Origin of the sequence: Steroidobacter sp., from assembly GCF_016790065.1 — a bacterium.
GTDB lineage: Bacteria > Pseudomonadota > Gammaproteobacteria > Steroidobacterales > Steroidobacteraceae > Steroidobacter.
The window spans coordinates 1-9,848 of the sequence record NZ_JAEUPY010000142.1; the positions used below are offsets into that span (position 1 = coordinate 1).

The 9,848-nt window shown below is 61.4% G+C and carries 10 protein-coding genes; 7 read left to right on the forward strand and 3 right to left on the reverse strand.

Translation table 11 applies throughout. The features are described 5' to 3' along the window. The first annotated feature begins 197 nt into the window (after window positions 1-197). The gene (locus JNL55_RS06000; RefSeq protein ID WP_293850679.1) at window positions 198-3,416 is read left to right on the forward strand and encodes an amidohydrolase family protein; all 3,219 of its coding nucleotides are present in this window, start codon (window positions 198-200) and stop codon (window positions 3,414-3,416) included. Between the two features lie 55 nt (window positions 3,417-3,471). On the opposite strand, the gene JNL55_RS06005 is transcribed toward JNL55_RS06000, so the two are convergent. Next, window positions 3,472-3,951 (reverse strand): RidA family protein, encoded by a 480-nt coding sequence (locus JNL55_RS06005; protein WP_293850682.1) that lies wholly within the window; start codon window positions 3,949-3,951, stop codon window positions 3,472-3,474. Window positions 3,952-4,025: 74 nt separating this feature from the next. Here JNL55_RS06005 and JNL55_RS06010 point away from each other — a divergent pair, with 74 nt between their 5' ends. The 4 genes from JNL55_RS06010 to JNL55_RS06025 all read left to right on the forward strand — a co-directional run bounded on the left by JNL55_RS06010 (window position 4,026) and on the right by JNL55_RS06025 (window position 6,691). Then, complete coding sequence (locus JNL55_RS06010) at window positions 4,026-4,709, forward strand: GNAT family N-acetyltransferase (protein WP_293850685.1); 684 nt, start codon at window positions 4,026-4,028, stop codon at window positions 4,707-4,709. A 134-nt stretch (window positions 4,710-4,843) separates the two neighbouring features. Then, window positions 4,844-5,407, forward strand: coding sequence for a hypothetical protein (locus JNL55_RS06015; protein ID WP_293850688.1), 564 nt, complete (start codon window positions 4,844-4,846; stop codon window positions 5,405-5,407). Between the two features lie 101 nt (window positions 5,408-5,508). Beyond that, complete coding sequence (locus JNL55_RS06020; RefSeq protein ID WP_293850691.1) at window positions 5,509-6,357, forward strand: formylglycine-generating enzyme family protein; 849 nt, start codon at window positions 5,509-5,511, stop codon at window positions 6,355-6,357. Between the two features lie 49 nt (window positions 6,358-6,406). Then, complete coding sequence (locus JNL55_RS06025) at window positions 6,407-6,691, forward strand: ubiquitin carboxyl-terminal hydrolase 14 (protein ID WP_293850694.1); 285 nt, start codon at window positions 6,407-6,409, stop codon at window positions 6,689-6,691. Here the strand turns inward: JNL55_RS06025 and JNL55_RS06030 are convergent. Beyond that, the gene (locus JNL55_RS06030) at window positions 6,679-7,563 is read right to left on the reverse strand and encodes an acyltransferase (RefSeq protein ID WP_293850697.1); all 885 of its coding nucleotides are present in this window, start codon (window positions 7,561-7,563) and stop codon (window positions 6,679-6,681) included. The two genes, JNL55_RS06025 and JNL55_RS06030, sit on opposite strands and share 13 nt — an antisense overlap. Before the next feature lie 119 nt (window positions 7,564-7,682). Here JNL55_RS06030 and JNL55_RS06035 point away from each other — a divergent pair, with 119 nt between their 5' ends. Continuing rightward, window positions 7,683-8,495 carry a DUF4159 domain-containing protein gene (locus JNL55_RS06035; RefSeq protein ID WP_293850700.1) on the forward strand — a complete coding sequence of 271 codons (813 nt, stop codon included), beginning with the start codon at window positions 7,683-7,685 and terminating at the stop codon, window positions 8,493-8,495. 37 nt (window positions 8,496-8,532) lie between these two features. Further along, complete coding sequence (locus JNL55_RS06040) at window positions 8,533-9,000, forward strand: GNAT family N-acetyltransferase (protein WP_293850703.1); 468 nt, start codon at window positions 8,533-8,535, stop codon at window positions 8,998-9,000. A 19-nt stretch (window positions 9,001-9,019) separates the two neighbouring features. On the opposite strand, the gene JNL55_RS06045 is transcribed toward JNL55_RS06040, so the two are convergent. Continuing rightward, window positions 9,020-9,848, reverse strand: an 829-nt coding sequence (locus JNL55_RS06045; protein WP_293850705.1) for a fimbria/pilus outer membrane usher protein, incomplete at its 5' end; no start/stop codon positions are given.

Consider the following 9,848-nt stretch of genomic DNA (forward strand, 5'->3'; position numbering starts at 1 on the left):
GGAGCCCAGCATCATGACGCGGGTAGCGGAGGACGACAGCGGAGTGCCTAAAGTAGTCACGGTAATTGCTCAAACTGGAGGTGAGGCCGCGAAGTATCCGGCGGATGGCGATTGCATACAACCGGCGTTCTCAAATCACATTGCGAGCGGCGGCCGGGGTCATTAGGCTGCGCGCTTTCGTCAGCGAAAGGATGATCATGTCCGTATCACGCTCGTTGTTGGCAGCGGTGCTGGCCACACTCAGTCTCGCTGCCCACGCCGCGGAGGAAGCCAAGAAGACTTGGGATGTGAACTCGCCCCCGGGCGAGCGTCGCGAGATCCCCATCGACGTGCGCTCCGGCACCTGGATGAGCGTGGACGTGAGCCCCGACGGCAGCCGCGTGCTGTTCGATCTGTTGGGCGACATTTACGAACTGCCCATCGCCGGCGGCGAAGCCAAAGCGCTGACTTCCGGCCTGGCGTGGGACATGCAGCCGCGCTACTCCCCGGATGGCAATAGCATCGTGTTCACTTCCGACCGGGCCGGCGGCGACAACTTGTGGTTGGTGGATCGCAACGGCAATGCGCCGCGCCAGCTCACCAAGGAAGACTTTCGCTTGTTGAACGATCCGGCCTGGCATCCCAACGGCCGCTACGTGGCCGGCCGCAAACATTTCACTACGCGCCGTTCGCTGGGTACCGGCGAGATCTGGTTCTATAACGTCGACGGCGGCGACGGCGTGCAAGTGGTGAAACGCTCCAACGAAGACTACCAAAAGGAATTGGGCGAGCCGACGTTCTCCGCAGATGGCAAATATCTGTACTACACACAGAACGCCACGCCGGGCAATCGCTTCGAGTATGCGCAAGATGTGAACGACGAAGTGTTCAGCATCAAGCGACTCGAACTCAGCAGTGGCGAGACGTCGTCCGCTGTGAGCGGTGCTGGCGGCGCTGTGCGTCCTACGCCTTCGCCTGACGGCCGCTATCTCGCGTTCATTCGTCGCCTGCGCACACCGGAGGCATTGAAGACCGCGCTTTATACGCAAGACCTGCGCTCCGGCGAAATCAAACTGTTGTACGCCGATCTGGATCGTGACATGCAGGAGACCTGGGCTGTGAACGGTGTGTATCCACGCATCGATTGGACGCCCGACAGCAAGTCGCTGGTGTTCTGGGCCGGTGGCGCCATCAAGCGCTTGGACATCGCATCCAAAGCGCTCCAGGACATCCCGTTCCATGTGACGGGCACGCGTGCATCCATTGCTCCGCCGAAATTCCAAGTCGATGTCGCACCGGATCAAGTGCAAGCTCGCATGGTGCGTTTCGCAACCGTGTCGCCGAATGGACAGCGCGTGGTGTATGAATCGTTCGGTCGTTTGTGGATTCGCGACGTCAACGGCGGCACGGCACGACAACTCACCAACGATTCGAGTGGTGCGTTCGAGTTGTTCCCGTCGTGGTCGCGCGATGGCAAACAGCTCGTGTTCGTCCGCTGGACCGATGCGAACCTGGGCGAGATTCATGTGATCGGCGCGGGCGGCGGCAAGTCGCGAGCAGTGACGAAGCAGCCCGGTCACTACTATCAGCCTCGCTTCAGCCCAAAAGGCGATGCTATCGTCGTGCAACGTGCTGTGGGAGGACAGCTCACCTCGCCGGCCTGGTCCGTCGCTCCCGGTCTGTATCGCATTCCCACAGCCGGTGGCGAGCTGCACAAACTCACAGACACTGGCCGCAACCCGCACTTCGTCGATGGCTCGGATCGCATCTACTACACCGAAGACGGCGCGCAAAAAGAAAACGAACCGGCGCATGAGTTCGTCAGCGTCGACGCCGAAGGCAAGGATCGGCGCGTGCATGCTCGCTCGAACTACGCCAGCCGCATCGAAATCTCGCCGAGCGGTGAGTACTTGGCGTTCCGAGAAAACTTCCACGTCTACGTGGTGCCCATGCCGCCAGGCGGTCAATTGGACCTGTCGCCGAAAACCAAATCAGTGCGCGCGATTCGTGCGTCGGAGATCGGTGGCGATTATTTGAACTGGACCGACGGCGACACACTCACGTGGACGCTCGGCTCCGCATTGTATCGCGGGGAAATGTCTGCTCTGTTCGGCAAGCCTGCGGCTGATGGCACAGCACCCGCGCCGGTGTACGGCCAACGCATCGCCGATCTGGGCAGTTCACGCTCGGCCGACAAACCGACGGGAGTCGTGGCACTTACTGGCGCTCGAATCATCACGATGAACGGCGATCAAGTAATCGACAATGGCGTGGTGGTGATTCGTAACAATCGCATCGCTGCTGTGGGCGCCGCGAACTCCGTGCAGATTCCGGCCGACGCACAGCGCCTGGATCTCGCTGGCAAGACGGTGATGCCGGGACTGATCGACATTCACGCGCATGGCCCGCAAGGCGTGGATGACCTCATTCCTCAACAGAACTGGTCGACGCTGGCGCATCTCGGCTTGGGCGTGACGACGGTGCACGACCCTTCGAACAGCGCCACCGAAATCTTCGCTGCCGCCGAGTATCAACGCGCCGGCATTCAGCTCGCACCGCGCATCTTCTCCACCGGCGATGTCGTGTACGGCGCACGTTCGGAAGGCTTGGCGGACATTGCGAACATCGACGATGCGCGCCATCACATCCAGCGCTTGAAAGCTCAAGGCGGCATCTCGGTGAAAAACTACAACCAGCCGCGTCGCGAGCAGCGACAGATGGTGGTCACCGCCGCGCGCGAGAACGGCATGATGGTGGTTGCCGAAGGCGGCTCGCTGTATTCGATGGACATGACCATCATCGCCGACGGCAACACCGGCCTGGAGCACAACAATCCGCCGCAACACTTCTACGACGACGTGCTGCAGTACTGGCCGAAAACCGGCGTGGGCTACACGCCGACGCTGGTCGTGACTTACGGCGGACCTGGCGCTGAGTTCCTGTTCTATCAGGAGTCGGAGGTGTGGGCCCATCCGCTGCTGTCGAAGTACGTGCCGCCACACATCGTGCAGCCTCGTTCGGTGCGTCGACAGATGGCGCCGAAGACTGACTATCAACCCATCCTCGACTCGGCTGCGAACGCGAAGAAGTTGATGGAGCGAGGCGTGTCAGTGCACATCGGCGCACACGGCCAGCGCGAAGGCATGGGTTCGCACTGGGAAATGTGGGGCTTCGTGATGGGCGGTATGTCGCCGCTGCAAGCGTTGCAGACCGCGACTATCAATCCAGCGCGTTACATGGGTTTCGACAAGGACCTTGGCTCCATCGAAACCGGCAAGCTCGCGGACTTGTTGATCCTGGATGGCAATCCGCTCGAAGACATTCGAGTCACGGACGACATCGCTTACGTGATCTTGAACGGACGCATCTACGAAGCTGGCTCGCTCGCCGAGCGCATCACCGGTAAACGTCAGCTCGCGCCGTTGTACTGGCAGTAATCGTTCGGATCAAGGGCTGGCCGCCACGACGCGCGGCCAGCCCCTCACTCGTGAATTAGCGAGTGCGCTTATGCGGCACGTACGCGATGCATTCCAACTCGACGCGGGCGTTCAACGCCAAACCGTTAGCGCCTAACGCGCTGCGAGCCGGATACGGCTTCTTGAAGAACTCACGATAGAGGGTGTTGAACGTCGCCCACTCGGAGATGTCCGCGAGGAACACCGTGCACTTCACCACGTCGCTCAACGAGGCGCCGTTGGCTTCGAGAACACGTTTTACATTGGCCAACACCTGACGCGACTCCGGCCCGATACCGCCAGGCGGCAATTTGGCGGTGGCCGGGTCTTCACCGATCTGGCCCGACAGATACAAAAAATCGCCGGCATGCACCGCTTCCGAGAACGGCCGATCCAGCTCCTGCGCACGCGGCGAGTTCAAGAACTGCGGCTTGTCGGCAGCACCGCTGCTGACCGCAGCCAGCATGGCCAACATCCCTACCACGGCCTTCGATCCGATCCGAGCGCGAAACGACATACATGACCCCTGAGGTTAGCGTTCGAAGCCGACAGCTTAGCCCGACGGCACGGGGACGCGATAGAATCGGCGCCATGACCCCGGACGCACTCGATAATCCGATCTGGTCCGCGCTGCTTTCCGCCCAGGCTCACTTCGCCATCGGCGGTCCACTCGCCAAGCGCTATCCCGCCGACGTGGCGCCGTTCATCGCTGTGCCCGAACCGAGTGAAGCCGCGGCGGCGGCACTGGCGGAGTTGGTCGCGCCCGGCGAGATCGTGAATATCGTGAATGTCACACCTCGCCTGGAAGCGGGCTGGGAATTGCTAGCCACCGGCAACATCGTGCAAATGGTTTGGCGACCCGATGCAGCCACACCCGCAGAGAATACCGACGGCATCGTGCCGCTCGGCGCTACTGATACAGCCGATATGTTGGCGCTCACAACGCTGGTGTTTCCTGGCTACTTCCGTGCACGCACACCGGCCATGGGAGAGTACTTCGGCATTCGCCAGGACGGTCAGTTGGCCGCCATGGCCGGCGAGCGAATGAAACTGCGCCACTACGAAGAAATCAGCGCCGTTTGCACCCATACCAACTTTCTTGGCCGAGGCTATGCCGCACGCCTGATCAATTTATTGGTGGCCAAGCAATTACGTCGCGGTATCGTTCCTTTCCTGCACGTCAACGAGACCAATACTCGCGCGCGCAGTTTATATGCTCGTCTCGGTTTCTCGGACCGAGCCACATTGCCGCTGTGGTTGTTGAAGCGCGTCTAGGCGCTGGAATTTTCCCGACAGCACGCCGCTCTTTGTGTGCTGACCTTCGCAGTTTTGTGAATTAGCCGCGGCTAGTCTTCGCGCGCTGGCGGGATGGCCAGCAGGACGTGACAATTCACAAACAGGACTATTCCATGCTTCGTAAACTTCCGGCGCGCGGCGCCGTGCTTTGTTCCCTGTTGATGCTGAGCGGACTGGCGCAATCCGAGGACGGCCGTTTCGGTTTCACGGCTGAGGCCGACCTCGAGTACGGCGGCGACGATATCGCCACCTTCGACTTCGACGACGGTACCACTCAAGACGTCACCACCGGTCAGGGCGTCACCGTGGCCATCGGCGGTTACTATCGCTGGGCCGATTCGCCACTGTCGCTCCGTAGCACCGTCGGCTACAAATATGTGACGACCAAAGCCAGCAACGCCGACATCAGCGTCAGTCGTGTGGTGCTCGAAGCGGTGGGCAATTACCAATGGGACAACGGTTGGTGGGTGGGCGCCGGGCTGACGCATCATTCCAACATCAAGTTCGACGCCGACGGTTTCGGCCCGAACGCCGACTTCGACGACGCCTTCGGCCCGACCGTGGAACTGGGCTGGCGCTGGATCGGCCTGTCGTACACCAATCTGGATTACGAAGATGAGTGGGGCGGCGAGTGGGATGCCAGCAATTTCGGCTTGACCCTGACTGCTCGGTTCTGAAACGGACCGGTGCGCCCCGATCACCGACGCGTTCCGAGAACGCGCCGGTGGTCGGCGCAGCCCATGCCTAAGATCGACGTCGAACCTGAAGGGAGACGCCGATGAGTGGACGATTCAACGCGTGGGCAGCAGCACTGCTGTGCTTGGCAGCCGCGCACATTGCGCAAGCCGATAGCGTGCCCATGGCCACGGTGCCTGCGGGTTCATTTCAGATGGGCAAGACCGTGGATCGCGGTTACGGCGCGATGGACGGACCCACGCACACCGTCACCATCAAGCAGCCCTTCAAAGTAGCGAAACACGAAGTCACGCTCGGTGAGTTTCGTGCCTTCACGCGCGAGACCGGTTACGTCTCGGAACGTAAGTGCAACGTTTATAAAGAAGGCACCAACTGGTTCATCGATCCGGAACGTAACTGGGCCGATCCTGGCTTTGCTCAACAAGAGAATCATCCCGTGGTGTGCGTGAGCTGGCGCGATGCGCAGGCGTACATCGATTGGATGAATCGCAAAACCGGTCGGCACTATCGGCTGCCGTCCGAAGCGGAGTGGGAATACATCGCAACCACGGCCAAGCTCGGCGGCGGCACCGTGACTCACGACGTTGCCAACATCGGCAAGGTCGAGTGCTGCGGCGGCAAGGCTGAAGGCAAAGACACTTGGATCCACACCGCGCCGGTCGGCAGCTTCCCGGCCGACAAGTTCGGTCTGCATGACATTCGCGGCAATGTTTGGGAATGGCAGCGCGATTGCTATAACGACAACTACAACGACGCACCGGCGGACGGCGGCGCTCGCGAGTCCTGCCCCACACCAGGCTTTCACGTGGTGCGCGGCGGCTCCTACGGCGACGCCGGTGAATTCCTCGAAGAACGTTTCCGGCTGCGCGGCCCGGAAGATCAAGGCTACTTCACCGTCGGCTTTCGTCTTGCCGAATCGTTGACCAAGTAGCAAGCTCGGCGGGCGCCGTTCAACAGCGCCCCACTCCGAGAGGCTCAGCATGTCCTGCGATCACATTGCGACGGTCAAACCGCAGCCGCCGAGCGCGCAAGGTTGTGAAGAGTGTTTGAAGATGGGCGGCACCTGGGTGCATCTACGCCTGTGCCTGAGCTGCGGTCACGTGGGCTGTTGCGACAGTTCGCCCAACCGTCACGCCACGCGCCACTTCCAGCACACCAAGCATCCGGTGATGGCGTCGTTCGAGCCGGATGAGCGTTGGGCGTGGTGTTTCGTGGATGAAGAAGCGGTAGACGTGCCGCGAGCCGCGCTGCCCTACTTGCGCTGAGTCAGCTGCTCGGCGATCAACCGATCTTTTTCCAGCCACAGTTCGTTGAGCCAGGCTTGGATGCGCTCGCGAAACGCCGGATCGTTTTGATAATCGCCGCCGAGCAACTCGGGCGGAATCGGCCGCTCGCGAATATTCACCCGCACCTCGCGCAAACGATTCGCGAATAGATCCAGCATGGTCGGCCGGCCGTCGGGATAAACGATGGTCACGTCCAGGATGGAATGCAACGCGCGTCCCATCGCATCCAGCACGAACGCGACGCCGCCCGCCCTGGGCTTGAGCAAGTTCGCGAACGGCGAGGCCTGCTGTTCATGTTTGGCGCGCGTGAAGCGCGTGCCCTCGACAAAGTTCATCACCGAAACCGGAATGTGCATGAACTTGGCGCACGCCCGCCGAGTCGCGGCGATGTCCCGCCCCGCAAGCTCCGGCCGCTTTTCCAGCTGCTGCCGCGAGTAGCGCTTCATGAAGGGAAAATCGAGCGCCCACCACGCCAGCCCGAGCAACGGCACCCAGAACAACTGACTCTTCAGGAAAAAGCGCAGCAGTGGCACGCGCCGGTTCAGGGCCGCTTGCAGCACCGGGATGTCGACCCAGGTCTGATGATTGGCCAGCACCAGGTAATGGCCGTCCGGCCGCAGCTGCGCAGCCACCTCGAACACGAAACGCGTGTCGGTAAACCAACCGAGCAGCGCCGTGTTCAGGCCGATCCAACTGGCGGCAATACTGGTCAACAGCCAGTCACAGGCGCGACGCACGGGGCGCAGCGGCAGGAGGGCCTTGAGCAACGCCACCAGCAGTAGCGGCGGGACGTGTAATAGGGTGTTGGTCGCCAGCGCCAGCGTACCGAAACCGATTCTTAGCCAACTCATCGGCAAACTCTGTCGCCCAGTGCACGGGCGCGCGCAGCATACATAGATGCGATGGGGATGTGAGCGGGATGTGGCAGACGGGGCGATTTTCCCATTGCCAGAGGCAGGCAGTTGATGCCATGGTGCTTCGCATGCGCGGTCCCTCGTCAGCCCGGTTTCGGCGAGTCACCCGGGCCCTTTCCGGCCGGGGCGCGGCCTGGCGGCTGATCGCACTGATCGCGATTCCGGTGGTGGCGCTGAGCTCAGACACCACCCTGACGGCGTCGCCCAGCCCGCATGCCGAATTCCAGTTCGTCCGCATGCAATACACCGGCACCAGCTTGTTCGGCGGCCGCGAACGCTGGCTCACCGATTGGCCCGAGGCCGAGACTCACCTGATCCGCGGCATCAAGCGCCTGACGCGCATCGACACCGCCGACGACGGTCACTATCTGGGCATCATGGACGACACGCTGTTCGACTATCCCTGGATCTATGCAGTGGAAGTCGGGCACTGGGCGCTCACCGACGAGGAAACCGCGAGGCTGCGCGAATATTTGTTACGCGGCGGTTTTCTGATGGTGGACGACTTCCACGGCAGCCTCGAATGGGCCGGCTTCGTGCAAGGCATGCACCGGGTGTTTCCGGATCGGGCCATCGTCGACATTCCGCCCGATCATGCCGTGTTCCATGTGGCCTACGATCTGGACGAACACATTCAGATTCCCGGCATTCAATCGCTGTACAGCGGCCGCAACTATGAGAAAGACGGCTTCACGCCGCATTGGCGCGGCATCTATGACGACGACGGCCGGCTGATGGTGGTGATCAATTTCAACATGGACCTCGGCGATGCCTGGGAACATGCCGATGTGCCCGAATACTCTTTGCTGTACACCACACGCGCATACAAATACGCGATCAATTATATTCTGTACTCGATGACGCATTAGCGTCTCGCCATCAGCCACGACGGACGGGCCCCTCGCAATGACCATTGAATGGCATTGGCGCAGCTATGCCGAGCTGTCGCCGCTGCAAATCCACGCAATTTTCTCGGCACGCCAGGCGGTGTTCATCATCGAACAGGCCTGTCCTTATCCAGATATCGATGCCAAGGATTTAACGGCGCTGCATCTGGCCGGCTGGGCGGGCGAGCAGCTCGCGGCCTATTTACGATTGCTGGCACCCGGCGTGAGTTATCCGGACGAGCCCTCCCTGGGTCGTATCATCACCACCAAGATCGCCCGTGGCAGCGGTGTGGGTCGCGAGCTGGTGGCACGCGGCCTGGAGAAGTTGCACGAGCTCTATCCGACCTTGCCGACACGCATTGGCGCGCAAGCTCATTTGCACAAGTTCTATGGGTCGTTTGGTTTCGTGCAATCGTCGGAGCCGTACGATGACGACGGCATCATGCACATCGAGATGCTGCGGCCACCGGGGCCGGTAGCTCGCTGAGATTTAATCGACGGCCTGTCTAATCCACGGAATGGCCGGTGATCTGCGGCAGCTGCAGATCCAACTCGTCGATGTCGTCCAGCACCGGTCGCGCCGCCGGCCGGTAACCGAACGGCCGCTTATAAGAAATAAACAGCGACGAACCGAAGTTGTCTTCCAGCGAATGGCCCGCGCTCATGGACATGGTGCCGCGGCCCACGCCCATGCTTTGCTTCAGGGCGATGAGATTGGTCCGTTCGCGCGCCCAAGTGGTCTGGGTCGCATAAGCCACGGACAAATTGGCGCGCTTGGTGACGTTGACACCGAAGCTCGCCAGATCTCGTTGCATGATGGGATCGGTCAGCGCCATGCTGCCGATGTCCCGAAACTCACGGCTCTGAAAACGTGAGCGCACCATCACGTTGAACATCGTGTTGGTGTGTTCGAAACCTACTTTGGACATCCAGCCCGAACTGCCGCCCACGGCATTGCTCTGAGCAAACGCCACCGAAGCAGTGCCCAGCGTGCCGATGCGACGCGCAACGCCGAAGCCCAACGCGGCCACTTCATCGGCCAGGTATTCGCCATGACCTTCGACGGTGAAGCCCAGCGGCGCACCGCAGGTCACGGTGGTGTTCGCAAACGTCGGGCCGTAGGAGTTGCTGGTGAGCGCGTAATTCTCACGCACCTTGCCGAAACCGACGGAGAAGTCCGAGCAGCCGGACTCGACCAGCCGGGTGCGCGAAATCATCGGCGCGGATACCGATTCAGAGTGACCGAGCGCATCCCGCACGGCCAGATTCCAGCCCTGGTCGCCCGAAGGCAGCGAACGCCTCACTGACAGACTCTGCTGGCTCAAATCGGTGCCG

Bases quoted from the DNA above. Each gene is read 5' to 3' on its own strand.
- JNL55_RS06000 (WP_293850679.1), top strand. From the start codon at position 198: ATGTCCGTATCACGCTCGTTGTTGGCAGCGGTGCTGGCCACACTCAGT.
- JNL55_RS06005 (WP_293850682.1), bottom strand. From the start codon at position 3,951: ATGTCGTTTCGCGCTCGGATCGGATCGAAGGCCGTGGTAGGGATGTTG.
- JNL55_RS06010 (WP_293850685.1), top strand. From the start codon at position 4,026: ATGACCCCGGACGCACTCGATAATCCGATCTGGTCCGCGCTGCTTTCC.
- JNL55_RS06015 (WP_293850688.1), top strand. From the start codon at position 4,844: ATGCTTCGTAAACTTCCGGCGCGCGGCGCCGTGCTTTGTTCCCTGTTG.
- JNL55_RS06020 (WP_293850691.1), top strand. From the start codon at position 5,509: ATGAGTGGACGATTCAACGCGTGGGCAGCAGCACTGCTGTGCTTGGCA.
- JNL55_RS06025 (WP_293850694.1), top strand. From the start codon at position 6,407: ATGTCCTGCGATCACATTGCGACGGTCAAACCGCAGCCGCCGAGCGCG.
- JNL55_RS06030 (WP_293850697.1), bottom strand. From the start codon at position 7,563: ATGAGTTGGCTAAGAATCGGTTTCGGTACGCTGGCGCTGGCGACCAAC.
- JNL55_RS06035 (WP_293850700.1), top strand. From the start codon at position 7,683: ATGGTGCTTCGCATGCGCGGTCCCTCGTCAGCCCGGTTTCGGCGAGTC.
- JNL55_RS06040 (WP_293850703.1), top strand. From the start codon at position 8,533: ATGACCATTGAATGGCATTGGCGCAGCTATGCCGAGCTGTCGCCGCTG.